Genomic DNA, 24,949 nt, shown 5'->3' on the forward strand with positions numbered 1-24,949 from the left:
TCGCCGTCCCGGAAGGGGCCAGACGCTAACTGGGACCGACCACGACGTGTGGCCTGCGTTCCCAGTTTTAGGTATGCCTAAGAATTACTAAAGTGTATCGCTCTTTCTCAGATATGTGACATTCGGTACCGCGCGACATAACCGTTTTCTCGTCGGCGGGACTATCCGGAGGTATGAACCGGCATTTCACCGACGCGTGGTACTACTTCCGGCGGGGGTTCGAGCACCTGTACGCGGGTGTCGACGAGGAGACGGCACCGCTCCGTCGCCGCCTCATGGCGGCGCTCGGGCGCGAGGTCGAGGACGACCCGGAGCCGACGCCGCAGACGCGGCGGGAGCGCGTCGAGTACGGCGCGCGCCGGGCGGCGACGCGGAGTCGCCGGGCCGCCGGGCGGGTTCGCCGTCGCGTGCGGCGACCCGAGTAAGTGCGTGTGCGCCCTCGAATCGGGGCACAACGTAAGTCTTAATTGGCGGCGCGGGAAATCGAAGTCGTAGCCGGGTTGGTGGTCTAGCCAGGTTATGACGGCTCCTTCACACGGAGCAGGCCGGCGGTTCGAATCCGCCCCAACCCACTTTCTGGTACCTCGCAACGACGAGCGACAGCGAGGCGTCTGTGGTGCCGAAAGTGGTGACGGCGGATTCGAAGCAGGGAGCGAACGAAGTGAGCGACCGAGGTTCGAATCCGGCCCAGAATTCATTCAAGATTCTACTGAAGCCAAATTACGTGAACCAGACATCGTGGAGATAGGCGCGCTAAATCTTCCGACCGCGAATGTAATCCTCAGCATCCTCAAGAAGACGGCGCACATCACTCTCATCTGGCTCTACCTCATTTGCATGAGCACAATCAGCCCGAATCGTGGCTAAATGCTGTAGATGGCTATAAGGTGACGAATCAATCTCATCTGCTTCATACAACTTCTGCGCTAACGCCGAAATGCCGTCATTGTAGTTGTACTCGATATCCGAATCCGAATTCTGGCACAGCATCAAGAGATACCGCTCAAGCGCAATTCCAGCGATTACACCACCTGCACGCACCTCGCCATTATCAAATAGGTCTCTCGCTTTGTCCAACTCTCCCTGAGAGACATCCTTAGAAACTTGTTTCCGTACCTTTAATTCTTCAACCCGGACTCGAGCAGGGATAGAATTCACTATGCCCCTCTGAGTATCGAAGTCGCTGTGCTGTGCATCAAGCACTATTTTGATGCCCCGTTTCGCACTTATATTCAACTGAAGGCGTGATTTAAAATCGTCATAGAGAGCTTCGAAGTCTGTCAATCGAGTAGACATATACTCTGAAACCAGGACTCGAGCCGAATTGTACCATAATTCATAGTCATGGAGGGCTTTTCTCTGGTTCTCAGATGCGCTTTCGGGGGGAGTTTTCCAGAATACTTCGAGTCCATTTTGTTCTACACTACACTGTCCAAAGAATTCCGTATATGATTCTTCAATCTCTCTCGCATCCTGCTCAAGACGCTCAACCTCTTGTTCTATCGCGTCTATTGGAGCGCTCATCATCCACAAGTCAGAGGCGAATCAAATAGTGATTAGCATCGACTGACAGATCAAATCCTGGATCTCATGGGGATAATCGAATAAACCACGAAAAACGGAGTTCGAGCGCCTACGCGATATCGTCCAGCGAGACGGCGCTCCCGCGGTCGACCGTAATCCACGAGGTGGTCAACTCCTCCGCTTTCGGGGAGAAGACCGTCAGTGCGGTCGGGTTCTCCGGGTCGTCGTAGATGCATTCGAGGTCGAACACCGGCGCGTCAGCCAACTCGTCGGAACTGTGGGGTGCGACCGTACTCATCAGATGGAGACGTCCGCCTTGCAACTCGCACACAGCGCGTCGCCGACCGCCTCCGTCGGGACCGAGGTCCCGCATCGAGGGCACCGAGAACGGGTGCGCGAGTACTCCGTGTGCGGTGCGATCCGCGAATTCTCGTTGGATTCGCTCATACACGACCAGATACGACACGAGTACAAGAAGTTTTTGGATATTGTGAGAAATACGCCGTGTTCGAACCCGAATATGACGACAATGCCGATTATGGTTCCCACTTCTCAATATAGAAGGCCAATCGGTACCCGAGTAGGAAGTGGGCAGATGGCAGTCCCGAGCGACCCGCGAGGGAGACAGCGATTCGACACCGTCCCAGTTTCGAAACGCTCAGTCGACCGCGTCACTCAAACTGTCAAGACGGTCGCATAAACGAGAGACTACCCAGTTAGCTTCGGCGACTTACTCGCTTTTCTGACAGTTAACGCGTATCGTCTCCCGTGAAATATCGTGTGTCGTGAACTGTTGCGAGAAAGTCGGTCGGGAGGCCACCGGTATCGGAATCAGAGACAGACTAACCGCCTACACCGTCAGGTAAATTGACAGCCCACGCGCGAAACTATTGAAACTATCTCGTCAGCTTTTGCCCGCGGCGTCGGTAGACTGTCATCGCAGACACATGAAAACACAAACACGTATCGCCGGCATTCTCATCGTCGTCGTCGCTCTCGTCGCGGCGGCGACGGGGACGGGACTGGCGGCGGTCGACACACGGCAGGCACAGGTAGAACAACCGACGCAGACACAGGCACAGACGCAGACACAGACACAGACACAGACGCAGTACTGCACGTATCCGAGCAACGGGACCTACGAGTCGTTCGGGGTGAGCAACCTCTCTGCCCCGTCCGACGTCGAACCGGGCGAACCGGTGACGGTGTCGGCGGACATCACCAACCCGAACGACGTGCCGATGATTCAGTGCGTCGAGTTCCGACTCGAAGGTGACGTGGTCGTCCGAACCGGCTGGGCGCTGAACCCGAACGAGACCGAGACCATCGAGTTCGACGTCAACACGACGGATCTCGAAGACGGGACGTACATCCACGGTATCGAGACGCGCGACTTCGGCGAGCTGACGACGCTCACCGTGGCCGAACCGTCCGAGCCCGAACCCGAGGAGCCGACCGCGTCGCTCCAGTTCGACGACCAGGAGTCCGACGGGAGTAACGTGACCGTCGCGAGCGCGAACCTCTCCGAGGGCGGCTACATCGCCATCCTCGACGAGAACGGTTCGGTCGTCGGTGCGACCGACTACCTCGAACCCGGTGAGCAGGAGAACGTCACCGTGCCGCTCCTCGAACCGCTGAACGACAACGAGAGCGTGAACCTCACGGCGCAGGCGCACCTCGACACCAACGACAACCAGACGCTCGACTTCCTCACGTCTAACGGGACTGAGGACGGTCCGTACGCGATGAACGGCACGCCCGTCACCGACGACGCAGTCGTGACAGTCGGCGAGGAGCCGACGACGGAGGAGCCGACGACTACTGACCAACCGGACGAGACAACGACTACTGAAGAACCAACAGACGAGACGACGACCGCTGACGAAACAACGACCGCTGACGAGACAACGACTGCCGACGAAACAACGACCGCTGACGAGACAACGACCGCTGACGAAACAACCACTACTGAAGAAACAACCACTACTGACGAGACAACAACTACTCACGAACCGACGGACGAGACAACGACCACCGACGAATCGATGAGTGAGACTCCGCCACCGTCGGAGACGCCGATTCACAACGAAACGGAGAACTGAGCCGACGACCACCGACCGGCTCGGTCCCCACCGCCGAGTCGGTTCGGAGCTATTTTTTCGAGGCGGGATCCCCGGTCCGCGCGCCCCGGCCGCAGTCAGCGACCGAGCGCCGCGAGCAGGCCGTCGGGAACGCTGAGGAAGCCGAACCAAATCAACAGCACCACGAGCGCGGTGTACCCGATGGAGATGGCGAAGTCCTTGGCGAATCGCTGGCGGGTGTACGGGTGTGATTCGGCCGATACCGCGTCGACTGCGCCCTTGTGGAGCAACACGAACCCGACCACGTTCGTCAGCCAGTAGCCCGCGACGACGCCCGGGAGAAACCAGCTTCGGGAGATGAGACTCACCGCGACGCCGAACGCGTAGGCCAACGGGAGGTTGACCACGAGGTCGTTCCACCACGAAAGCGGAGACAGAACGAACCCGATAAAGGCCAGAATACCGCCTTTCACGCGCCGCCGTTCCATCCCACTAGATTGACGGCCAACGATAATAGTATTGTGAGTATACAGCATCCGAATCCGCGGCGGTCGGGAGCCGCGACGGTCAGTCCGCCGCACTTGGGCCGCCGTCGACGAGCGCGTCGACGAGCGTCGTGAGGTCGGGGACGGCGAGGTCGGGTTCCGGCCCGAACGGTTCCCACGGCGAGTCCTTGCGGTCGACCCAGACACCCTGCATCCCGGCGTGTTGGGCCCCCATCACGTCGAACCAGCCGGCGGTCGCGTGGGCGATTTCGTCGATGGGCGTCCCGGTTCGGGCGGCCGCGTGGCGGTAGAGTTCCGCGTCGGGTTTGAACACCCCGACCTCGTCGGCGCTGACGACGCCGTCGAGGAGGTCGCGGATGTCGGCGTGGTCGACCATCGAGTCGAGCATCTCGGGGTTCCCGTTCGAGACGACGTAGCAGTCGTAGCCGGCGTCGCGGAGGCGGCCGACCGCGTCGCGCACGTCGTCGAACACGTCGAGTTCGTGGTACACCGAGAGAATCTCGTCGCGCTCGCTCGCCGAGACCGGCACGCCGTGGGCGTCCAGCGCGTACTGGAGCGCCGCGCGGTTGACCTCGTAGAAGGGTTCGTACTCGTCGACTTGGTTGCCGACGAACGTGTATTCGAGCGACCGCGACCGCCACAGCTTCGAGACGGGTTCGGGGTCGGCGACGCGCTCGGCGAGCGCTTTCTCGGCGGCATCGACGTCGACGAGGGTGCTGTACGAGTCGAACGTGACCGTCGAGACGCGGTCCGGGGCGAACGACATACGCGGCCCTACGGCGGCGCGGGTGTTAACGATACGGCGGTCGCGCGGACGCGACGTAAAAAAGACCGAAAGAATGGGTCGGCGCTCCTGACGAGCGCGAGTGGTGGCTGGTGGCGGCCGGGTCAGTCACCTCCCTCCCCGTCCTCCCAGAGGGTCACGAGAATGACGACGTCCTGCATGTCGAAGGCCGGACTGCGCGTGTTCGTCGTCCCTAGTTCGAACAGGAAGATGGCCTGATTGCTGTCGAGTTCCATCGTCTCCCCGTCGTCGCTGATGTAGGGGGCGACGAACTCGGCGGCGTCGTCCTGTCCGTTGTAGCCTCGTATCTCCGGGACCGGGTCGCCGTCGCGGAGGACCGCGACCTGTCGGTGGTCGACCGACGAGTCGGCGGTGACGTAGCCGTCGGTGGCGGCGACGATGGAGAGCGTGTCGCCGGAATCGCCAGCCACGCTGAACGAATGGGACCGGCGGTCGTTCACGTCGTCCCAGCCCGCAGAGTGGTGCGACTCGCCGTCGACGACGAAGGTGACGGAGACGGGGACGTCGCGCCACCCGTTCGTGATGGCGCTCCCGAGCAGTTCGAACTCGCCCGTGAAGTCGACCGATGGGACGACTTCACCGTCGTCGATGCTGAAGTCGTCTTCGGGCTCGGGCGTCGTCGGGGCGGTGTTTCGGACCTCGTAGCTCTCGCCCGTCCCGCGGACTTCCAGCGGGATGGTGACCGTCGCGCCGGGGCCGGACGCCCCGTCGAGGGTGACAGTGACGCTGTCGTGTTCGACGTCGGTCACGTCGTCGGGCGCGGTGTACGTGAAGCTCGCGCGGCCGGATTCGTCGGTGACGGCGGTCGCCCCGGCGGTCGGGGAGACGGTGCCGCCGAGCGGGGTCGACGGGCTGACGGTCAGCGTCGCGCCCGCGGCGGGCGCACCGTAGCGGTCGAACGCGCGGACGGTGAGCGTCTCGCGGCCGCCCGAGGGGACCGCGGCGTCCTCGCCTTCGACCGCGACCGCGTAGGCGGCGGGGTCGGGTTCGACCGCCTCGCCGACGCTGAGGCGGGCGACGCGGAAGTCGTAGCGGACGCCGGCGTCGAGTTCGATAGTGACGACCGCGTGGTCGCCGCTGGCGACGTGGGAGACGACCCGTGCGTGGGGTTCCTCGGCCATGAGGTCGGCCCACGCGTCCTCCGAGAGGTAGGTCGGCACCGAGATGCGAACCGGGTCGGTGGCGTTGTACACCGGCAACGACTCGGAGCGCACGGAGACGGGCGCGAGCGCCACGGTGTCGCCGGCGGTCGTGTGGCCGTCGAGGTCGCCCTCGAAGAACACGAGCGTGACGGTCGTGCCGCGGACGAGCGACTGGCGGTGGACGACGGGGTCCCCGCCGGTTTCGAGGTACGAGACGCCGCTTTCGAGCACTATTCGCGCCTCGTCGCGCTCGGCGTAGTTGGCCTCGTAGACGATGGCACCCGTCTCGTAGGTGCGGGTCGTGCCGTCCCAGAACACCGCTTCGGGACCGACCGCGGAGACGCCCGTGACCGTCACGGCGTCCGCGCCGTCGACCCGGAAGGTCCCGGCGCTGTCGGGCGGCGAGACCACGAGGTACCGCTCGGGGTACGACACCTCCGAGTCGACCGCGACGCGACTGCCGGACTCGGCGCCCGAGGCGCGGAAGACCTGCGAGTCGAGCGACGCGAGGTCGGTCGAGACGCTGGCGCTGTGGTCGGCCTCGTCGCCGGCGGTCCAGACGGGCGTGCCCGCGAGTTGGACCATCGCGATGACCGACACGACCAGCCCGAACGCGAAGACCAGCCCGAGGATTTCCGAGACGCCGCGGGAGTCGAGGGAGAGATGAGGCACGGCTCAGACCTCCTTCTCGGGCGCGTTCAGTTCGGGCGTGTCCTCGTCTTCGATAGAGGAGTCGGGCAGGTAGATGCGGACCGCCGCGGTGATGGTCACGTCGTCCTCGGCGGAGATGGCGGCCTCGCGGCCGCTGACCATCCCGCTGTCGGAGGTTATCACCACGTCCGTCTTGGTCGAGGCGATGTTCGCGCCGACGACGAAGACGTTGCCCTCGGCGTCGACGACGATATCGCCGTCGCCGAGCATGACCACGCCGTTGAGGTTGACCCCGCCGCGCGCGGAGACGACGTCGAGCGCGCCGTTGTCTTTGACCCCCGAGAGGCCGGCTCCGGCGAGGTCGACGCCGTCCGCGCCGTCGATGCGGACGTCGCCTTTCCCGCTGATGTCGGCGCTCCGGGCGCTGACGAAGCCGTTCGTCGAGACGATACGGAGGCTGTTGCTGTCCTGTGCGACCGTCACCCCGGCGTTGTCGAGGGTGATGTCGCCGCCGGCCTCGATTGAGAGGCTGTCTTTGCTTCCCTGCGTAATCGACGCCCCCGAGAGGTCGATTTCGTCGCCCGCAGTGACGGTGATGTCCTTCCCCGACACCGAGGTGACGCTCACGCCGACCGCGGCCAGCGAGCCGCTTCCGGCGTCGACGTCGACCCGGCTGTTCGAGCCGGTGGCGACGACGTCGACGTGGAGCGAGACCCCGTCGCCCGCGAGGGTGACGTCGCGGTCGGAGACGATGGTTCCGGTGCTCGGCGGGACGACGAGCCGGTCGGTGCCGGCGTCGTATGTCACGTCGCCGCGCGTGCCGGTGTTGTTGACGCGGTAGTCCGCGCCGTCGAACTCGCCGTTGCCGTCGACGTCGGCGTAGACGAAACCGGGGTCGTCGATGGCGGCCACGAGCCCGCGGAGCGGGTCGGTGACGCCGCCCTCGCGGAGCTGTACGTCGAAGGTCACGCGGTCGACGGTCGCGCCCCCGTCGTCCTTGACGACCACGTCGAACTCGTCGTTGACGACGCCGTCGATGCTTCCGGGCGCGGTGTAGACGAACGTCGCGCGGCCGTCCGAATCGGTGACGGTCGAGACGGTGCCGGTGTCGCGCGCGACGATGCGCCCGCTTTCGGCGGTCAGGCCGGGGCTGGCCTTGACGACCGCGTTGGGGACGGGGTTGTTCTGCGCGTCGCGGACCTCGACGACGGCGCGGTGGGTCGCACCGGGCGGGAGGACGGCGTTGTCGCCCTCGACATCGACGATGTAGGCGGGGGGTTGGAGCGCACCGGGGGTGTCGATGCCGACCCGCGAGAGCCGCAGGTCGTAGGTCTTGCCGGGCGCGAGTTCGACCGTCAGGGTGTTGGAGTCGGCTCCGGTCGCGTAGTCGATAGAGCGGACGTTCGGCTCGTCGGCCAGCAGGTCGCGCCACGTGTCCTCGGAGAGCCGAGTGGGGACCGAGATGGTGATGGGCGTGCCCGAGTCGGTGACCGTAATGTAGTCGGTGCCGGCGCTCAGGGGGACGACGCCGAAGGTGGTCGCCTCGCTCGTCGCGGTGTCGATGTCGCCTTCGAGGAAGACGAGCGATATCTTGGTGCCGTCGACGAGCGACTGGGTCGCACCGACCTCGCCACCGCCGCCGTAGGCGGTGTACTGCGCGGTCCCCTCGTGGACGAGCGAGGGCTCGCTCTGGAGGTACCGGTAGTCGGGCCGGTAGACGAACTGCTGGGTGTCGAACGCGTGTTCGGAGCCGTCCCAGTAGGTGCCGGTCTTGCCGGTCGCGACCGCGCCGGAGATGCGAGCCGTCGCGGGGTCGGTCGTCCGGAGGCTTCCGGAGCCGGCGGCGGGCGAGACGAACAGCGCGCGGGTCGGGTAGTCGACGCCGGCGTCGAGGGTCGCGCGGGTCTGCCGGCCGTCGACGGCCTTCGCGACGCTCTCGTCGAACGCGGCGAAGTCGGTCTCGACGGCCGTGAGGTGTTCGAACTCGGTCTGTTGGTTCCACGCGGGGACCGCCGAGACCTGCACCATCGCGACGAGCGAGACGACGAGCGCGAACGCGAGCATCGTGCCGAGGATGGCCGAGGCCCCGCGGCGGTCACCGCGGAGGTGCGAGCCGCGGCGGGCCGCGCCCGCGACGAGCCCGCGCAGTACGTGCCTGAGGGGCGAGTGTGTGTATTGGGTGTTGTTGGGGGTGTTGTGAGTCATGGCTGTTACACCAGTGCGAAGGCGACGAGCGCCAGCGCGGACAGTCCGAGGGCGTACTTCAGCCCGCTGAGGGCGCTGTTGTCGGCCAGTTTGCCGGCGAGGAGTCCGCTTCCGACCGCCTGAATCAACGCGGAGTGGAAAAACACCACGTGGAAGTTCGCCAGCGGGACGGAGCTGATACCGATTGGGAGCGCCTGCCCGTTCGACGCCGTCGTGGGCCCGGTCATCTCGGCGAGGGGGCCGAGGTAGCTCGCGCCGAGCATCAGGATGACGAACAGGTAGACGAAGTACCCGATGACGACGATGGCGATGTACGAGCCCATCGCGCGACGGCGGGACTTCTCCAGTTTGTAGCGGTTTCGCGTGTCCTCCGCGGCGACGCTGAGGACGCGCGAGAGGTCGCCGCTGGTGCGGCCGCCGCTGGCGATGAGCCGGATGACCCGCGAGAGTTGCGGGACGTTGAGCCGGGTGGCGAACGCCATAAGCGCCGCGTGGGCGTCGTGGTTCCAGCGGATGTCGTTGCGGAGCGCGCGGAGTTCGTCCGCGAGGACGCCGGACGACCAGCGAGAGACGAGCGCGAGCGCCTCGACCAGCGAGATGCCCATCTGGTTGGCGCTCGAAAGCAGGTTCAGCGTGTCGGGGAAGCGTCGTTCGAGGGTGCGCTCGCGGCGGGTCCGAATCTCGTGGAACACCGTCAGCGGGACCGCTACGATGGCGAACGGGAGGACGACGTACCAGACCGTCGTGTTGTACGGGTTCGTGAGCATGGCGTCGAGGCTCGGCGTCGCGAGGCCGAACGCGTAGACGGCGGCGACCGACAGGAGCGCGACGGGCACCGTGACGGCCGCCGAGAGGTACGGCTGGCGGCGCATGATGTCGAGCGGGTCGCCGATGAGCGTCCGAAGCTCGTACACCGCGTTTTCGAGGCGGTAGTCGTCGAGTCGCTCGTCGACGACGCCGCCGTCGGAGGCGATTCCGTCGCTCCCCCAGCGGGCCTCGCGGGCGCGCTGGACCTCGCGGCGCACCGCGCCGAGGAAGTCGACCGTGACCGTCCGAATCTCTTCGAGGACGGTCACGTCGTGTTTCGTCCGGACCGTGTCCTGGGTGTACGGCGCGGAGAGCACGTCCACGAGGAGCAAGAACAGCCCCATCCCGAGTGGGAAGATGAGGTAGTTCAGCGCGTACAGTTGGACGAGCGTGTCGCCGCCGAGGAAGCTGATGACCATCAGGGTGACGATGAGCAGGAGCGGCGCGGCGACGAACGCGGCGACGAACACCTCCGAGAGCATCGACAGCGTCTCGATGAAGTCCTCCTGTTCGTCGCGAGCCTCTTCGAGGTACGTCGCGGACTCGCGGTCGAGGAAGGCGGTCACGTCGCCGCCGGAGTCGAGGACCGACAGCAAGTCGTCGAGGAACTGCTCGAAGTTGATCGAGGGCGTCAGGTTCCGGGAGTTGCGGAGCGCCGTGAACAGGTCGTTACCGAACAGGTCCATGTCGCGGGCGATCATCTCGAACTCGCGGGACACCTCGCCGTAGTCGGGCGCGTCGGCGACGGAGCGGATGACTTCGAGGAAGCTCATCCCGCCGTGGCTGAGCGCGTACATGTAGACGATGGCGTGCGGGAGCAGGATGTCGATGCTCCGGCCGCGCATCTCGGCGCGGCTCTTGGGGAGGTAGTACCGGGCGTAGTAGGTCCCGGCGGCCGCTAACCCGCCGACGAAGGCGACGAGGGCCACGCCGAGAATGGGCACCTTGTAGGGGGAAAGCGGGACGACGTATCGCGCCGCGATGCCGAGGCTCACGGGGCTCGACGCGTTCGCCAGCACGCCCGTGCGGGCGAGGACGAACGTGAGGGCGAGCCCGACGAGCGAGCCGAGCGCCGCGGTGACGACCGCCAGCTTGACCGACTGGCTGAGATACAGGTCGTAGGTCGTGCCCACGCGGGTCTGGTTCAGCCAGCGCTGGAGGTCGCGGTGGCCCCCCGGGTGGCGCTTGAAGTACGTGCGGACGTAGCCGTAGCGCTGGCGGAGTCGCTCGACGTCCTCGGGCGACTCGTCGAAGTGTTCGCGCGGGAAGTACTGCTCGACCTCGTAGTCGGGCAGGGGAACCGACGCCGACGAGTCAGCGGGCATCGTCGGCCTCCCGGTCGTCGTCGTCGTCGGTCACGGTTTCGTCGTTGGTCACGATTTCGTCGTCGTCCGAGGCATCTGAGTCGTCTGAGGTGTCCGTGGCGTCATCGGCCGGCCCGGGGCCGGCCTCCGCGATATCGTCGAACTCGACGGTGTCTGCGACGACTGTGGAATCGGCTTCGGCGGCGTCTGCGCCGGTCTCAGCGTCGTCACCGACGACCTCCCAGTCAGTCCCGACATCGTCGGGCTCGCCGGGGGTGTCGGAGGCGTCGGGGGCGGCGGCATCGCGTTCGGCGGCGGGTGCGGGGGCGGCCTCCGCCTCGGCGGCGTCGGTCGTCTCGTCACCGTCCGCGTCGTCCTCTAACTCGATGTCGAACAGGTCCGCGAGGAGTCGCTCGGTCTCGGGCGAGACCTCGATTTCGTCGTCGTCGAGGTCGTCCGTCGGGCCGTCGCGCTCGTCGCGCTCGCCGTCCTCGGCGTCTTCGCCGTCCTCGTCGACGGAGACCAGCGAGGTCTCGGCGTAGACGTGCGCGAGGAGCCCTTCGCGGTCCCGCTCGAAGCGGCGAATCATCGCCGACACCGTCAGGTAGTCGTCGACGCCCGAGGCGGCGATGTACCGGAGCACGTCGGCGCGGATGTCGAGTTCGTACTGCAGGTCGGCGTTCGTCCAGCCGCGCTCGGCGGCGATTTCGTCGAGGACGACCGAGTCGCCGACGCGCTCGTGGGCGTCGTTCTCGGGGTTGCGCTTGAACACGTCGCGGAGTTCGACCTCGCCGTCGTCGTCGACGCCGGCGATTTCGGTGACGGCCATGTTTCGGCGGGTCCGGTCGCCGTCGAGGTGAATCTGCTTTTGCACCGAGATGATGTCGAGGTCCGAGAGCATCTGGGCGGGCACGCCGAGGGGCTCGTTGCGCATGCGGTGGACCACGCCCTCCGAGGAGTCGGCGTGGAACGTCGTGTACGCGGTGTGGCCCGTGGCGATGGAGTGGAAGAACGTCAGCGCGACGCGCTCTTCGGTGCGAATCTCGCCGACCAGCAGGTACTCGGGGCGCTGTCGGAGCGCCGCCTGCAGGAGCGCGTACATCGACACCTCGCCGCGGCCGTCGGCCGTGAACGTGTCGCGGGTGACCGACTGAATCCAGTTGTCGTGCGGGAGCGTGATTTCGCGGGTGTCTTCGATGGAGACGACCTTCGCGTGGCCGGGGACGAAGAACGACACCGCGTTCATCGAGGTGGTCTTCCCGGAGCCCGTGCCGCCCGCGAAGATGAGCGAGCGGTTGTTCTCGATGGCGAGCCAGAAGTACGCCATCTGCTCGACGCTGAAGGTGTTCCAGCGCACGAGGTCGACCGGCGACAGCGGCACGTCCGAGAACTTCCGGATGGTGAAGTTCGACCCGCGGGTAGCGATGTCGGAGCCGAGGGTCAACTGGACGCGGGAGCCGTCCGGGAGGCTCGCGTCGACGAGCGGGTCGGAGACGGTGACCTGCTTGCCTGCGCGTTGCGCGAGGCGGATGGTGAACGACGAGAGGTCGCCGTCGTCGAAGACGACGTTCGTCGGCACGTCCCGATAGACGCTGTGGAAGACGTAGACGGGCACGTCGTCGCCGTCACAGGAGATGTCTTCGATGCCGGGGTCCCGCATCACGGGGTCGATGCGGCCGAAGTGAATGAAGTCCCGAAGCAGGAAGTAAAACAGCTTCCAGAGCGACCCGTCTTCGACCGTCGCGGCGTGTTCGGAGATTATCTCGCGGGCCTCGTCGTCGAAGACCTCCTCGCGGTCGCCGTCGGCGTCGAGGTCGCGGTACAGCAGGCTGTTGCGCAGAATCTTCGTCAGGTCCTCGCGCACGAAGTCCTCGAAGGCGTCGAGGCGCGGCTCGCTCACGTGGTACCGGTGTTCGCGCTTCTCGTGGTCGTACAGGATGGAGACGAACGCGAAGGGCTTGTTCACCCAATAGTGGTCGACGGTCTCGACGCCGTCGAGGAACGCGAAGTCGAAGAACTTGTCTTCGATGAACGCCTCGGAGGGCGCGGGCGCGAACGCCGTCTCGTCGTCGATGTCGGCGAAGAACGCCTTCACTTCGCGGAGGACGGCCTCCCGGAGCGTTTCCGGGCGGTCCTCGTCTTCCGGCCCGCCTTCGACGGGGTCGTCGACGGGGCCGTACTCGATGCGGTCCGACGCGGGGACCGGGAGTTCACCCGCGCGGGCGGCCATCGCCTTCGGACCGGTCGTGGGGACCAGTTCGGCGGTGCCACCGTCTGCTCGGGACGATTCTTCGCCATCGCGGCGATCAGTCTGGGAATTCTTGTCAGGAGACGCCATTCTCTGGAAATACTGAACGGTAGGAACGGCTGTAAGTATGGAGCGACTAGATGATGTGACTCGGCCGGTTAGGCCCGAACTACCGCCGGATTCAGGGGTCTAGCTAGTTCGCTTTCGGCGGGGGAGTTAGACCGACACGCCCCCGAAGTGACCCCGCAACGGCTGACAACCGAATGAGAGTACTGCCCCTCGCGGCCGGCATCCCCGGCCGACGCGTCGGCGAGAAACGGCGACATTCACCGAAATAGACGTGTTACCAATAGTCACAGGCCGTCTGCCGGCGGAATTCGCCCCTTCAGCCCCGTCGTGGCCTTGCGATTTCGGTCCTTCCTCGCGGATGGAAACGGGACGAACCTTCAAGAGACGAGGCGTTGTATGTAAGGATGTATTATGGATATTGCTGATATCGCCACTCCTGATTTCATCGAGGTCGACGTTGACGAGCGATTAGGCAAAGTCCGCTCCATCTTCGAGCGGGAAAACCCTAAGGGCATCATCGTTCAGGACGACGGCGAGTACGCGGGCGTCATCGGTGAGAAACAGCTCATCAACTCGCACGTCGAAGACAACACCAAAGCGGCCGCGCTGACGAAGGCCGTCCCCAAGATAGACCGTCACGAGAACGTGCGCGAGGTCGCGCGCATGCTCGTCGAGGGCGACACGAAGGTCGCGCCGGTTTACGAGGGCGAAAAACAGTACGGCATCATCACGCAGGACGCCATCCTCGAAGCCGTCCTCGACAACCTCGACGCGCTGACCGTCGAGCAGATTTACACCGACGACGTGGTCACCGTCGGCGAGCGCGACCACCTCGGGCAGGCCATCAACCGCCTCCGCGAACACGGCGTCTCGCGGTTGCCGGTCGTCAACGACGAGGGCCGCCTCGAAGGTATCCTGACCACCTACGACCTCGTCGAGTTCATGGTGCGCGACGAGGGTCGGCAGGGCAAACAGGACCGCCGCGGCGACACCGACCGGATGCTCGACCTCCCGGTCTACGACCTGATGACCAGTCCGGCGCGCACGGCGACCCCCGAAGAGAGCGTCCGCGACGCTGTCGCGCGCATGCTGGAACACGGTATCGCCGGGCTCGTCGTCACGCCCGCCGACGACGACGGCGAGGTGCTCGGCGTGGTGACCAAGACCGACGTGCTCCGCGCGCTCACCTACACCGAAGAAGAGCAGATGGACGTGCAGGTCACGAACATCGGCCTCCTCGAAACGCTGAGCCGCGCCGACATCAACTCGGCTATCACCGAAGTCGCGGACAAGTACCAGCGGATGAGCGTGCTCCACGCCCACGTCCGCTTCCACGAGCACAAAGAGAAACTCCGCGGCACGCCGCTCATCCAGTGCCAGATTCGGCTCCGCACGAGCCACGGGCAACTGGCCGGCAGTGGCGAGGGCTACGGCGCCCAACACGCGTTCCACGTCGCGCTCGACAAGCTCGAACGCAACGTGCTCGAAGTCAAGGGCTTCGAGGCCGACGAGCGCTACCGCGGCCAACTGCGCCGCAAGCTCAACGAGCTGTAACGCAGTCGCCCGGCGCTCACCGGCGCGCCCGAGAGGAAACGCAAACTGAAGATAGAAGCGGGATTCGGTCGGGTCGTCCGCCCGGTCGCGTCGACCTTTTTCTACACGTCTGCCGCGGAGAGCCCGCGGTCGGTTATCTTGAACGTCGCCGTCTCCCCGGCGGGTTTCGCGCGGTGCTTTTCCAGCGTCGCCCGGCGGTTGCCGCCGCGGAAGCGGTCGAGGCGGACGACGGTCCCGGTCCAGTGTTCGAGGGTGTGGCCGCCGAGCGCGCGCGTCCGGTCGGTGTCGGGGTCGGCGTACACCTGGTTCGTCAGGACGACCGCGAGGTCGTGTTTGCGCGCCAGCGACAGCAGGTGCGTGACCTGCCGTGTCACCCGGCGAAGCGCCTCGCCGCCGTCACCCTCGGCGGTCCGTTCCAGTCGGTAGAAGCCGGTCGCCGAGTCGAGGACGATGAGGTCGGCGCTGGCGGCGAACTCCTCGGCGTCGCGGACGGCCTGTTCTTGGTCCTCGAAATCGTACGCCTCGCTTATCATCAGCCGCGAGGTCACAGACTCCACGTCCTCGGGGGCGACCGCCTCCGCGAGCTGTTGGAAGCGGTCGACCGACAGGCCCTCGGTGTCGATGTAGACGACGGTGCCGCCCGCGGCGGCGACCCGGACCGCCGCCGAGAGCGCGACGTTCGTCTTGCCGGCCGCGGAGGGACCGTACACCTGCGTGACGGTGCCGCGTTCGAACCCGCCGTCGAGGAGGTCGTCGAGCGCGTCACAGCCGGTGGAGACTGACTCTGTCACGTCTGGTGGTGAGTGCCACCGGCCGAAAAAGACCCCGGTCGCCGCGGGCGGCCTCGGGGGAACTCGCAGTCGCGCGACCGACCGCCGCCTCGACGCCGGGCCGCGGCCGACGCGAGAGACCACGCACGACGCTTTATTCGTCGCCGCCGCCAAAGACTGCCCGTGATAGTCGTCGCCACCGCCGATTTCGACCTCTACCACGAGGCCGTGTCCGAACTCCGGAGCCGAGGTGTCACGTTTACGACCGTCGAACCGGGTGACCCTCTGCCCGAGCGGGCACGGGTCCTCCTCACCGGCCCGGACGACGACGTCGACGGCGTCGACGCCGGCGTGAGCCGCGTGACCGCCACGGGCGACGACGTGCGCCGCGCCGTCGACGAGGCGCTCGCGAGCCTCCGCGGCGACGGCGGACAGACCGTCGTCGGCGTCGACCCCGGAACCAGACCGGGCATCGCGGTCCTCTCGGGCGAGACGGTCGTCGCCGCGTTCCACGTCCCGCTTTCGGACGCCGTCGACGTCATCCGAGAGGAGACCGACGACGCGGTCGACCCCGTGGTCCGCATCGGCGACGGCGCGCGCCTGCAGGGCGCGAAGCTCATCAACGAACTCGACGGCGTCGCGGTCGAACTCGTCGACGAGACCGGGACGACGCCGTACCTCGGAAGCGGCGCGCGCGGCATGGGCGACGTGCTCGCCGCGGTGAACATCGCCCGCCGGGGCGGCGAGCGCATCGAGTCCCGCGAGATAGAGCCGACCGAGGGCGAACTCACGCGCATCAAGGCGCGCTCGCGGGAGGCGTCCGAGGACAACCGCACCATCGACGAGGAGCTCGCCCGGCGCGTCGCCGGCGGCGAACTGAGCATCGACGAGGCGCTGGACGAACACCGCTCGCGCGAGGAGTGAGGCGGTTAGGCACCGAATAACCGGTCCTAGCTCCGTGTCCGTGGCTCACTCGTTGTCGTCCGACGCCACCGCGTCGACGGCGCGGCGCATGACCTCGCGGACCGGGAGGCCGGTCTCGTTCGCCACGGCGAGCGCGTCGTCGTACTCGGCGCTTCGGTCGTAGACGACGCCGTCGGCGTCGCTTCCGACCTTGACACTCACCTCGTAGTCGTCGCCGTCGACGTCGAGCGTCGCCGTCTCGAACTCGCGGCGGGCGGTCCAGCGGTGGCCCGCGCCGTGCTCGCGGATTCCGAGCGTGCCGGTCTCGACCGCGAGGCGGTAGGCGACGCGCTCGGCGTCTTCGGGCTTGACGACGACCTTGACGAGGTGGCCGGGGCGGGATTTCTTCATCGTCGTCGGGACGATGGTCACGTCGCGCGCGCCGGCGTCTTTGAGGGTCTCCTGTAGCCCGCCGAGGACCTCGGGCGTCGCGTCGTCGAGGTTCGTTTCGAGGACGGAAATCTCGTCGCGGACGAGCCGCGAGCCGCCGTCGCCGACGACCGCGCGGAGGACGTTCGGATGGTCCGAGAAGTCCCAACCGCCGGCCCCGTAGCCGGACGACTCGACCGACATCGACGGGAGCGTCTCGACGCCCTCGGCGAGGTGCGCGAGGATGGCCGCGCCCGTGGGGGTGAGGAGTTCGGCCTCGATGGGGCCGCCGCGGACCGACCAGTCGGCCGCCGCGGCGATGTTGACCACGGCGGGGGCGGGGACCGGGTAGGTTCCGTGGCTCATCTCGGCTTCGCCGCCGCCGACGGCGACCGGGCCGGTGACGACGCGGTCGACGCCGAGGTCGTTGAGGAGGAGACAGACGCCGACCACGTCGGCGATGGCGTCGTCCGCGCCGACCTCGTGGAAGTGCGTCGCGTCGAGGGCCGTGCCGTGGACCTCGGCCTCGGCCTCGCCGAGCACGCGGAAGATGGCCGTCGCGTCCGCGACGACGCCCGCGGGCACGTCCATCGACTCGACGAGGTCGACGACCTCGGGATAGGTCCGATGCGGGCCGTGTCCCTCGGCGTGAGTGGGGTCGTCGTGGTCGTGGTCGTGAGAGTGTGCGTGGTCGTGGTCGTGAGAGTGTGCACTCTCGCCGCGGGCGTGGTCGTGCCGACGGTACTGGTGCTGGTGGCTGTGCCCGGCGTCGACGCCACCCTCGTCGTCTCCGTCACCCTCGCCGTGCTCGTCATCGTCACCGTCCTCGGTTTCGGGCTGGTGTCGGTGGTCGTCGGCGTGGCCCTCGCCGCGGGGGTCGCCCCCGTCGGCCTCCGCGAGGAGCACGTCCACCTTGGTCGCGAGGATACCGTTTTTGTCGACCTCGTGGACGCGGTAGGTCACGTCGAGGGCGTCTTCGACGGGCGAGAGGACGGACGGGTCGGCACCGGCGGCGACGAGCGCGCCGAGGAGCATGTCGCCGCTGGCACCCATCCGGCCGTCGAACGCGAGGAGTCGCATGCGTGAACCGTCGTGTTCGAGCGTAAAAACGCCGGCCATCGACGTGCCGTCCCCTGTCCAGTCGGTAGGGATTAGTAGCCGCCCGCCCTACGGTGTGCTAGGCTGTAACCACGAGAGGACGTCGCCTCGGGCCGACCGGGGAAGGACTTATCCGATGGCCTCTCACAGGTATCAGCATCCCCGCGAGGTAATCATGAACGAAGTCCAACTCGAAGTGGCGAAAGCGTACCCGAACGACTCGGGGCGCGGTATCGCCCGTCTTGATCCGGACACCTTGCTCCATCTCAAGCTCTCGCCGGGAGACATCATCGAGATCGAGGGAGGAAAGACGACCGCCGCGAAGGTGTGGCGGGCAGACCGGCAGGATTGGAACACGGATACGGTCCGCATCGACGGGTTCACGCGGCAGAACGCCGACGTGGGCATCGGAGAGCGGGTCACCATCCGCAAGGCAGAGGCCACGAAGGCCGACAAGCTCGTGTTGGCGCCGCCAGAGGAGGCGAGCGTCCAGTTCGGGTCCGACGCGGCCGGCATGGTCAAACGGCAGATTCTCAAACGCCCCGTGGTCGAACGCGACATCGTCCCGGTGATGTCGAGCACGAACCACCCGTTTATGCGGTCGCCCGGACAGGCGATTCCGCTCATCGCCGTCGAGACGAAGCCCGACGGCGTCGTCCTCGTCACCGAGGACACCGACGTCGAGCTCCGCGAGGAGCCCATCTCGGGCTTCGAGAAGGCCGGCGGCGGCATCACCTACGAGGACATCGGCGGGCTGACAAACGAGATTCAGCGCGTCCGCGAGATGGTCGAACTGCCGATGAAACACCCCCAGATATTCAAGAAACTGGGCATCGAGCCCCCGCAGGGGGTGTTGCTCCACGGTCCGCCGGGCACCGGGAAGACGCTTCTCGCCCGCGCGGTCGCCAACGAGACCTCGGCGAGTTTCTTCTCTATCGCAGGGCCGGAAATCATCTCGAAGTACTACGGCGAGTCCGAACAACAGCTCCGCGAGATATTCGAGGACGCCAAAGAGGAGTCGCCGAGCATCATCTTCATCGACGAACTCGACTCCATCGCGCCCAAACGCGAGGACGTGACCGGCGAGGTCGAACGCCGGGTCGTCGCCCAACTCTTGACGATGATGGACGGGCTCGAAGCCCGCGGCCAGGTCATCGTCATCGCGGCGACGAACCGCGTCGACTCGGTCGACCCCGCGCTCCGCCGTCCCGGCCGGTTCGACCGCGAAATCGAAATCGGCGTGCCTGACGAGGAGGGCCGCAAGGAGATCCTCCAGATTCACACCCGCGGGATGCCGCTTTCGGACGACGTGGACCTCGACGACCTCGCCGACGACACCCACGGCTTCGTCGGTGCGGACATCGAGGCGCTGACCAAGGAGGCCGCGATGAAGGCGCTCCGGCGCTACCTCCCCGAAATCGACCTCGACAGGGAGGACATCCCGCCGAGCCTCATCGACCGCATGGTCGTCAAGAACGACGACTTCGGCGGCGCGCTCGGCGAGGTCGAACCCTCGGCGATGCGCGAGGTGCTCGTCGAGATTCCCAAGGTCACGTGGGAAGACGTGGGCGGTCTCGAAGGGCCCAAACAGAAGGTCCAAGAGAGCGTCGAGTGGCCGCTGACGACCCCCGAGAAGTTCCAGCGGATGGGCATCGAGGCTCCGAAGGGCGTGCTCCTCTACGGGCCGCCCGGCACGGGCAAGACCCTGATAGCGAAGGCCGTCGCCAACGAGACGAACGCGAACTTCATCTCGGTTCGCGGCCCGCAGCTGCTGTCGAAGTGGGTCGGTGAGTCGGAGAAGGCGATTCGGCAGACGTTCCGCAAGGCGCGGCAGGTCTCGCCGACCATCATCTTCTTCGACGAGTTGGACGCGCTCGCCCCGGCCCGCGGCAACGACATGGGCAACAACGTCTCCGAGCGCGTCGTCAACCAGCTCCTGACGGAGCTAGACGGCCTCGAGGACGCGGGCAACGTCATGGTCATCGCGGCGACCAACCGCCCGGACATGATCGACCCCGCGCTCATCCGCTCGGGCCGGTTCGACCGCCTCGTGCTCATCGGCCAGCCCGCAGAGGAGGGCCGCGAGCAGATTCTCGACATCCACACGCAGGAGAGCCCGCTCGCCCCCGACGTGAGCCTCCGCGAAATCGCGGAGATAACCGACGGCTACGTCGGCTCCGACCTCGAATCCATCTGCCGCGAGGCGGCCATCGAGGCGCTCCGCGAGGACGACGACGCCGAGGAAATCGAGATGCGCCACTTCCGTAAGGCGATGGAGTCGGTCCGCCCGACCATCACCGAGGACCTGATGCGCTACTACGAGGACATCCAAGACCAGTTCAAGGGCGGTTCCCGCGAGGGGCTGTCGCCCGACACCCGCGACGGCGGCCGCATCGGCTTCCAGTAAGCCCGACGGTCGGCGCTCTGCGGTCGCGTCTCTCTCCCAATTTTCGAAGAAGACAGCGACGCGTCGGTTTGAGACGCCCGCTCAGAACAGCAGTGAGTCGTCGTTGTCTATCATGTAGAGCGTCCGCGCCGCGACGTTGACGGCGTGGTCGCCGATGCGTTCGAGGTCGCGCACCGTGAGCAGGAGTCGGCGGACGTCGACGAGGGCGGACTCGGGGTCGAGGTCGCCGTCGCCCTCGAAGTCGTCGCCGCTCATGAGGTCGCGGACGATGCTCTGGGAAGCGTTGTCACACATCGTGTCGAGGTTGTCGTCGCGCTCGGCCACGGAGCGGCAGAGCTCGGTGTCTTCGGCCTCGTAGGCGTCCATCGCTTGGTCGACCATGTCGAGGGCGGCGTCGCCGATGCGGCGGATGTCGACCTCCGCGTACACGTCGTTTTGGGCGTCGATGGCGTACTGCGCGAGGTTGGTCGCGAGGTCGCCGATGCGTTCGAGGTCGGTGATAATCTTGAACGACGCCGCGATGAATCGCAGGTCGCCCGCGACCGGCTGTTGGAGCGCGAGCAGGTCGATGCAGTCCTGTTCCAAGTCGAGGTAGATGCGGTTGATTTCGCGGTCTCCCTCGATGACTTCCTGTGCCTTCTGCTCGTCTTTGTCTTCGAGCGCGTCGAGGGCGTATCGGACCCGTTCGGCGGTGAGTTCGCTGAGGTACAACACGTCCTCTTCGAGCTGGTCGAGGCGAGACTGGTACGTGTTTCTAGCCATACGTGACGTTCCGACAGGCGAAGTCAAATTCCTTGTGATGGTTCCGGTGGTCGAGCCGTCGGAACGTCCCGAACGACCGTGTCAAATTCGCGACGGCGGGGCGTGGGCGTCGCTCGGGAGGCGTGAATCGAACGTCTCACAAACCGAAAATTCGCGAGCGCGGACGAGGGCTATCCGAACTTGCCGGTGATGTAGTCTTCGACGCGCTGGCTCTCGGGGTTCTCGAAGATTTTCTGGGTGTCGTCGAACTCGACGAGTTCGCCGCCGGTGAGGAAGACGGCGGTCTTGTCGGAGATGCGCGCGGCCTGTTGCATGTTGTGGGTGACGATGACGACCGTGTAGTCCTCGGCGAGCTCTTCGACGAGGTCTTCGATCTGGGAGGTCGCCACGGGGTCGAGCGCCGACGCGGGCTCGTCCATGAGCAACACCTCGGGGTCGGTCGCGATGGCGCGGGCGATACAGAGGCGCTGTTGTTGGCCGCCGGAGAGGTCGAGCCCGGACTCGTGGAGGCGGTCTTTCACCTCGTCCCAGAGGGCGGCGCGCTTGAGCGACTCCTCGACGACTTCGTCGTAGTCGGCGTCGACGCCCTGAATCTTCAGACCGTAGACGACGTTCTCGTAGATGCTCTTCGGGAACGGGTTCGGCTTCTGGAACACCATGCCGACGCGGCGGCGGAGCGCGACGGGGTCGACGTCGTCGTCGTAGACGTTCTTGCCCCGGAGCGTGAGTCGGCCGTCGACGCGGGCGACGTCGATGAGGTCGTTCATGCGGTTGATACAGCGGAGGAACGTGGACTTCCCACAGCCGGAGGGACCGATCATGGCGGTCACGCTGTTTTCGGGAATCTCCATCGTGATGTCGGTGAGCGCCTGGTCGTCTCCGTACCAGACGTTGATGTTCTCCGAGCTGATGACCGTCTCGGCGCCCCGGCTCACCGAGTTCGCCGACGCAGAGAGCCCGTCGCTCACGTCGGTTTCGACGAGCATCTCGTCGTTCGTCGGGTCCTCTGTTCCGTTCATGGCTTGCTGTTCTCCCTCGGATGCATTGTCTCTTTGGCTCATTGGTGACGTTCAGTTTCCACTTTCGAACTTGTTGCGCAGGACGATGGCGATGGAGTTCATGGCGAGGAGGACCGCCAGGAGGACGACGACGCCCGCCGGGACGGCCTTCGTGTAGAAGTCCTCGCTGGCGAACAGGCTGGACCACGCGTACACCTGCAGGGGCATCGCGCTCACCTTCGAGGTGAGCTCGGTCGGCAGGGTGAAAAGGACGTTCGGCGCGCCGATCATGATGAGCGGCGCGGTCTCGCCGATGGCCCGGCCGAGCGCGAGGATGGTCCCGGTCAGGATGCCGGGGAACGCCTCCGGGAGGACGACGTTCTTCACGGTCTGCCAGCGCGTCGCGCCCATGCCGTAGGACGCCTGCCGCATATCGCTGGGGACCGACCGAATCGCCTCGCGCGAGGAGATGATGACGATGGGCAAGATGAGGAGCGCGAGGGTCGCGCCGCCGATGATGACCGTTCCCGTGGGCTGGCCGAGGTAGGTGACGAACACGCCGAGTCCGAGCAGGCCGTAGACGACCGAGGGGACGCCGGCGAGGTTCGAGATGTTCACGTCGATGAATCGGGTGAAGGCGTTGTCGGGGGCGTACTCTTCGAGGTACACCGCCGCGCCGACGCCGAGCGGGAACGAGAGGGCGGCGACCGTCGCCATCAGCAGGATGGAGCCGCCGATGGCCGGGTAGAGACCGGCGTTCTCCGCGGACCCGCTGTGGGCGCTCGTGAGGAACTGCCAGTCGACCCACGACTGCGGGCCGGCGAAGCCGAGCGCGTCGACCGCGACCGCGCCGACGAGCGAGCCGCCGATGACGACGGCCGCGAGTAGGAGGCCGATTCGCTCCCGTTCGCGGGTGACCGCCGCGCCGCCGGCGTAGGCCACCGTGGGAACGAACCCGACCGACGTGACGACGGCGGCGGCGTTCGCGTCGACGCCCAGCGTCGGGCCGACGACGGCCGCGAGGCCGGTTAAGAGGAGCGCGGACGCCCCCGCCGCGAGGCCGGCCGTGGTGTCTTCGCGGATTCGAGCGACGTACTGGCCGACGACGACCGCGGTCACGCCCCCGAGGACGAGCGTCAGAATCATCCAGTCGGCGGGGACCACGGGGAGTTGGCGGACGATTTCGGGGACGCTGTGGAAGTAGCCCGGCACGCCGACGAGCGAGAGGATGAACGCGGCTCCGGTCGCGGCGACGCGGAGGGTGAAGGAAATCCGCTGTTCGTACCTCGTCAGGACGACGACGAGCGCCGCCGGCACGAGGAGACCGACGACGTACGAGAGACCGGTCAGCGGCGGGATGATGTCGACGAAGACGACGGCGACGCCGCCGCTGAACATCAGGGAGACGGCGAGCATCCCGACGACCATGCCGCCGAGTTTGAGCGCTGGCACGTTGCGCCGGGCGAGATAGCCGACGACGACCGCCGTGGGGACGACGAGCGTCAGGAAGAAGGTGAGGTGCCAGCCGAGGTCGGCGGTGAGCGGGCGAATCGCGTCGTTTGCGACGTAGACGAGGAGGACAGCGAGCGTGACGATGCCGAACATCGTCGCGCCCAACAGCAGATACCGGAAGACGGTTCCGGTGGTTCGGCTGACCTGTCCGAAGCTGTCGATGTAGTCGGTGTCGGTGTCGGTCGCCATCTCAGTAGGCCTCCCGGTAACGCCGCGAGACGTAGTCGCTGATGACGTTCATGACGAGTGTGATGACGAAGAGCACGAGGCCGATGGCGAACAGACTGCGGTAGGCCAGCCCGCCGCCGGTGATGTCACCGGTGAGAAGCTGGACCATCGCGGCGGTCATCGGGAGCGCGCCTTCGAGGTACGACGCGGGGTTCAGCGGGTTGAGGAACTTCGCCTGCGCGCCCGCGGCGACGGTGACGGCCATCGTCTCCCCGATGGCGCGCGAGAGCGCGAGGATGAACGAGGAGAAGATGCCGGAGAGCGCGGCAGGGACGACGATGCCGGTCGACACGTCGAACTTCGTCGCGCCCATGCCGTAGCCCGCCTGCCGGAGTTCGTCGGGGACGGCGGACATCGCGTCCTCGCTGATGGAGGCGACCATCGGGATGATCATGATACCGACGACGATGCTCGCAGACAGCATGTTGAACGTCCCGATGTCGGGGAAGACGACTTCCAGCGCCGGGGTGATGTAGATAAGCGCGAAGAAGCCGTAGACGACGGTCGGGACGCCCGCGAGGATTTCCAGCGCCGGCTTGAGAATCGACCGGGCCTGCGCGCTCGCGTACTCGCTGAGGTAGATGGCGGTGGCGACGCCGAGCGGGAGCGCGATGACGGCCGACCCGATAGTGACCATCAGCGTCGCCGACACGAGCGCCAGCACGCCGAACTCTTGGCTGTGTATCTGCCACGTGGTTCCGGTGAGGAAGTCGACGATAGACGCCGTCTCTCCCGTCACTCCCATCAGCGAGGCCGTCAGCGTGAAGAACTTGGCCGCCTCCGTGATGAGGAGCCCGACGATACTGAGGGTCGTCACGACGGACAGCGCCGCGCACAGGAAGAAGAACGACCGCGTCAGTAGCTCACGCGGAGCGTTCTCCGTGTTCCGCGTGAGGTCGGTTTCGAGGTCATCTGTGCTCATTGGTTGGATTGAATCGTGGTGTGT

The 24,949-nt window shown here is 66.2% G+C and carries 20 protein-coding genes and 1 tRNA gene; 6 read left to right on the forward strand and 15 right to left on the reverse strand.

Annotation, left to right across the window (positions count from 1 at the left end; all coding sequences use genetic code 11):
- The first annotated feature begins 173 nt into the window (after window positions 1–173).
- Window positions 174–425, forward strand: coding sequence for a hypothetical protein (locus ACFQI8_RS03985; RefSeq protein ID WP_390242914.1), 252 nt, complete (start codon window positions 174–176; stop codon window positions 423–425).
- A 72-nt stretch (window positions 426–497) separates the two neighbouring features.
- Window positions 498–572, forward strand: a tRNA-Val gene (locus ACFQI8_RS03990).
- Window positions 573–753: 181 nt separating this feature from the next.
- Here the strand turns inward: ACFQI8_RS03990 and ACFQI8_RS03995 are convergent.
- The 3 genes from ACFQI8_RS03995 to ACFQI8_RS04005 form a co-directional block, all read right to left on the reverse strand.
- Window positions 754–1,524, reverse strand: a complete 771-nt coding sequence (locus tag ACFQI8_RS03995) for a hypothetical protein (protein ID WP_390242915.1) — start codon at window positions 1,522–1,524, stop codon at window positions 754–756.
- Window positions 1,525–1,633: 109 nt separating this feature from the next.
- Entirely contained in the window at window positions 1,634–1,822 is a 189-nt protein-coding gene (locus tag ACFQI8_RS04000; RefSeq protein ID WP_390242916.1) for a DUF7511 domain-containing protein, read from the reverse strand.
- On the reverse strand, window positions 1,822–1,971 hold the full coding sequence (locus ACFQI8_RS04005) for a hypothetical protein (protein WP_390242917.1): 150 nt from the start codon (window positions 1,969–1,971) through the stop codon (window positions 1,822–1,824). Before ACFQI8_RS04005 ends, ACFQI8_RS04000 begins: the two co-directional genes overlap by 1 nt.
- A gap of 500 nt (window positions 1,972–2,471) precedes the next feature.
- Between ACFQI8_RS04005 and ACFQI8_RS04010 the strand changes: the two genes are divergently transcribed.
- Window positions 2,472–3,626, forward strand: a complete 1,155-nt coding sequence (locus ACFQI8_RS04010) for a DUF7282 domain-containing protein (RefSeq protein WP_390242918.1) — start codon at window positions 2,472–2,474, stop codon at window positions 3,624–3,626.
- Between the two features lie 95 nt (window positions 3,627–3,721).
- Here the strand turns inward: ACFQI8_RS04010 and ACFQI8_RS04015 are convergent, their stop codons facing one another.
- From ACFQI8_RS04015 to ACFQI8_RS04040, 6 genes are all read right to left on the reverse strand, one after another.
- A complete protein-coding gene (locus tag ACFQI8_RS04015; RefSeq protein ID WP_390242919.1) occupies window positions 3,722–4,093 on the reverse strand; it encodes a hypothetical protein in 372 nt (123 codons plus the stop codon).
- 79 nt (window positions 4,094–4,172) lie between these two features.
- Window positions 4,173–4,877 (reverse strand): haloacid dehalogenase type II, encoded by a 705-nt coding sequence (locus ACFQI8_RS04020; protein WP_390242920.1) that lies wholly within the window; start codon window positions 4,875–4,877, stop codon window positions 4,173–4,175.
- A 122-nt stretch (window positions 4,878–4,999) separates the two neighbouring features.
- On the reverse strand, window positions 5,000–6,730 hold the full coding sequence (locus tag ACFQI8_RS04025) for an Ig-like domain-containing protein (RefSeq protein WP_390242921.1): 1,731 nt from the start codon (window positions 6,728–6,730) through the stop codon (window positions 5,000–5,002).
- Window positions 6,731–6,733: 3 nt separating this feature from the next.
- A complete protein-coding gene (locus tag ACFQI8_RS04030; protein WP_390242922.1) occupies window positions 6,734–8,914 on the reverse strand; it encodes a hypothetical protein in 2,181 nt (726 codons plus the stop codon).
- Between the two features lie 5 nt (window positions 8,915–8,919).
- Window positions 8,920–11,046 (reverse strand): type II secretion system F family protein, encoded by a 2,127-nt coding sequence (locus tag ACFQI8_RS04035; RefSeq protein WP_390242923.1) that lies wholly within the window; start codon window positions 11,044–11,046, stop codon window positions 8,920–8,922.
- Entirely contained in the window at window positions 11,036–13,363 is a 2,328-nt protein-coding gene (locus ACFQI8_RS04040) for a type II/IV secretion system ATPase subunit (RefSeq protein WP_390242924.1), read from the reverse strand. The genes ACFQI8_RS04035 and ACFQI8_RS04040 overlap by 11 nt, the downstream gene beginning before the upstream one ends.
- Window positions 13,364–13,753: 390 nt before the next feature.
- On the opposite strand from ACFQI8_RS04040, the gene ACFQI8_RS04045 reads away from it, so the two are divergent.
- Window positions 13,754–14,896, forward strand: coding sequence for a CBS domain-containing protein (locus ACFQI8_RS04045; RefSeq protein WP_390242925.1), 1,143 nt, complete (start codon window positions 13,754–13,756; stop codon window positions 14,894–14,896).
- Window positions 14,897–14,997: 101 nt separating this feature from the next.
- Here the strand turns inward: ACFQI8_RS04045 and radB are convergent, their stop codons facing one another.
- Window positions 14,998–15,687 carry a DNA repair and recombination protein RadB gene (gene radB / locus ACFQI8_RS04050; RefSeq protein WP_390242926.1) on the reverse strand — a complete coding sequence of 230 codons (690 nt, stop codon included), beginning with the start codon at window positions 15,685–15,687 and terminating at the stop codon, window positions 14,998–15,000.
- 162 nt (window positions 15,688–15,849) lie between these two features.
- Here radB and ACFQI8_RS04055 point away from each other — a divergent pair, with 162 nt between their 5' ends.
- Complete coding sequence (locus ACFQI8_RS04055; protein ID WP_390242927.1) at window positions 15,850–16,590, forward strand: hypothetical protein; 741 nt, start codon at window positions 15,850–15,852, stop codon at window positions 16,588–16,590.
- A gap of 45 nt (window positions 16,591–16,635) precedes the next feature.
- On the opposite strand, the gene larC is transcribed toward ACFQI8_RS04055, so the two are convergent.
- Window positions 16,636–18,078, reverse strand: coding sequence for a nickel pincer cofactor biosynthesis protein LarC (gene larC, locus ACFQI8_RS04060; RefSeq protein WP_390242928.1), 1,443 nt, complete (start codon window positions 18,076–18,078; stop codon window positions 16,636–16,638).
- 193 nt (window positions 18,079–18,271) lie between these two features.
- Between larC and ACFQI8_RS04065 the strand changes: the two genes are divergently transcribed.
- Window positions 18,272–20,503: a CDC48 family AAA ATPase gene (locus ACFQI8_RS04065; protein ID WP_390242929.1), complete on the forward strand. Its 2,232-nt coding sequence runs from the start codon at window positions 18,272–18,274 to the stop codon at window positions 20,501–20,503.
- A gap of 81 nt (window positions 20,504–20,584) precedes the next feature.
- On the opposite strand, the gene phoU is transcribed toward ACFQI8_RS04065, so the two are convergent.
- The 4 genes from phoU to pstC all read right to left on the reverse strand — a co-directional run bounded on the left by phoU (window position 20,585) and on the right by pstC (window position 24,925).
- Entirely contained in the window at window positions 20,585–21,265 is a 681-nt protein-coding gene (gene phoU / locus ACFQI8_RS04070; RefSeq protein WP_390242930.1) for a phosphate signaling complex protein PhoU, read from the reverse strand.
- A gap of 170 nt (window positions 21,266–21,435) precedes the next feature.
- Window positions 21,436–22,284, reverse strand: a complete 849-nt coding sequence (pstB, locus tag ACFQI8_RS04075) for a phosphate ABC transporter ATP-binding protein PstB (RefSeq protein ID WP_390242931.1) — start codon at window positions 22,282–22,284, stop codon at window positions 21,436–21,438.
- A gap of 51 nt (window positions 22,285–22,335) precedes the next feature.
- Window positions 22,336–23,964 carry a phosphate ABC transporter permease PstA gene (pstA, locus tag ACFQI8_RS04080; protein WP_390242932.1) on the reverse strand — a complete coding sequence of 543 codons (1,629 nt, stop codon included), beginning with the start codon at window positions 23,962–23,964 and terminating at the stop codon, window positions 22,336–22,338.
- Window position 23,965: 1 nt separating this feature from the next.
- Window positions 23,966–24,925, reverse strand: coding sequence for a phosphate ABC transporter permease subunit PstC (pstC, locus tag ACFQI8_RS04085; protein ID WP_390242933.1), 960 nt, complete (start codon window positions 24,923–24,925; stop codon window positions 23,966–23,968).
- Between the last annotated feature and the right edge of the window lie 24 nt (window positions 24,926–24,949).

The sequence above is a fragment of the Haloferax chudinovii genome, assembly GCF_042663345.1.
In the GTDB taxonomy this organism is placed as follows: Archaea; Halobacteriota; Halobacteria; order Halobacteriales; family Haloferacaceae; genus Haloferax; species Haloferax chudinovii.

Coding starts and splice junctions, on each gene's coding strand:
- ACFQI8_RS03995 (WP_390242915.1), bottom strand. CDS start 1,524: ATGAGCGCTCCAATAGACGCGATAGAACAAGAGGTTGAGCGTCTTGAG.
- ACFQI8_RS04000 (WP_390242916.1), bottom strand. CDS start 1,822: ATGAGTACGGTCGCACCCCACAGTTCCGACGAGTTGGCTGACGCGCCG.
- pstC (WP_390242933.1), bottom strand. CDS start 24,925: ATGAGCACAGATGACCTCGAAACCGACCTCACGCGGAACACGGAGAAC.
- phoU (WP_390242930.1), bottom strand. CDS start 21,265: ATGGCTAGAAACACGTACCAGTCTCGCCTCGACCAGCTCGAAGAGGAC.
- ACFQI8_RS04030 (WP_390242922.1), bottom strand. CDS start 8,914: ATGACTCACAACACCCCCAACAACACCCAATACACACACTCGCCCCTC.
- ACFQI8_RS04010 (WP_390242918.1), top strand. CDS start 2,472: ATGAAAACACAAACACGTATCGCCGGCATTCTCATCGTCGTCGTCGCT.
- pstA (WP_390242932.1), bottom strand. CDS start 23,964: ATGGCGACCGACACCGACACCGACTACATCGACAGCTTCGGACAGGTC.
- ACFQI8_RS04020 (WP_390242920.1), bottom strand. CDS start 4,877: ATGTCGTTCGCCCCGGACCGCGTCTCGACGGTCACGTTCGACTCGTAC.
- ACFQI8_RS04035 (WP_390242923.1), bottom strand. CDS start 11,046: ATGCCCGCTGACTCGTCGGCGTCGGTTCCCCTGCCCGACTACGAGGTC.
- ACFQI8_RS04045 (WP_390242925.1), top strand. CDS start 13,754: ATGGATATTGCTGATATCGCCACTCCTGATTTCATCGAGGTCGACGTT.
- ACFQI8_RS04065 (WP_390242929.1), top strand. CDS start 18,272: ATGAACGAAGTCCAACTCGAAGTGGCGAAAGCGTACCCGAACGACTCG.
- ACFQI8_RS03985 (WP_390242914.1), top strand. CDS start 174: ATGAACCGGCATTTCACCGACGCGTGGTACTACTTCCGGCGGGGGTTC.
- ACFQI8_RS04040 (WP_390242924.1), bottom strand. CDS start 13,363: ATGGCGTCTCCTGACAAGAATTCCCAGACTGATCGCCGCGATGGCGAA.
- ACFQI8_RS04015 (WP_390242919.1), bottom strand. CDS start 4,093: ATGGAACGGCGGCGCGTGAAAGGCGGTATTCTGGCCTTTATCGGGTTC.
- pstB (WP_390242931.1), bottom strand. CDS start 22,284: ATGAACGGAACAGAGGACCCGACGAACGACGAGATGCTCGTCGAAACC.
- larC (WP_390242928.1), bottom strand. CDS start 18,078: ATGCGACTCCTCGCGTTCGACGGCCGGATGGGTGCCAGCGGCGACATG.
- ACFQI8_RS04005 (WP_390242917.1), bottom strand. CDS start 1,971: ATGAGCGAATCCAACGAGAATTCGCGGATCGCACCGCACACGGAGTAC.